This is a genomic window from Thermococcus sp. M36 (assembly GCF_012027355.1).
In the GTDB taxonomy this organism is placed as follows: Archaea; Methanobacteriota_B; Thermococci; order Thermococcales; family Thermococcaceae; genus Thermococcus.
Genome location: NZ_SNUH01000169.1, coordinates 1 through 464, shown reverse-complemented (window position 1 = coordinate 464; position 464 = coordinate 1). Strand labels below are relative to the sequence as shown.

Annotated in this window: 1 protein-coding gene; it reads left to right on the top strand. The window is 32.3% G+C overall.

Annotated features, from left to right (window positions below):
- Window positions 1–412 (top strand): hypothetical protein (locus E3E36_RS11830; RefSeq protein ID WP_167895575.1); only part of this gene is annotated, 412 nt, incomplete at its 5' end.
- Window positions 413–464 lie beyond the last annotated feature (52 nt).

Here is a 464-nt window from a genome sequence, read left to right as displayed (position 1 = left end):
TAGCGGTGCAGCAGATTTTGTTGGCGGAACTGCAGGTTCTGCTTTGCAATATGCGAGTTATATATATTCATTGAACCCTTACATTGGTTGTTTAGCTTATGAATTTGCTTATACCAAACTGAAAGATTTAAACAAAGCTTACGATTGGTATCAACGCTCGTTAAGTATTGCTTTACCTACTAATATGATTTGGCAGGAAATTAAATATAATAACGTTGTTATTACCGGCATTAAAGTAACGGGAAACTTTAATAACTGGAAAACACAGAATATGTACCAGATAAAAGATGGTACGTACAGCAGAAAGGTATTAATGCCCAAATGCGAAACCTGTGATTACAAAATTTTAGTTGATTACAGAACAACACATAACCCTTCAGCTTTAAGGCAATCATTAATTTTTAATAACTAATTAATATTAAGACAATAATGCAATAAAAAAGGTTCAACAAATGTTGAACCTT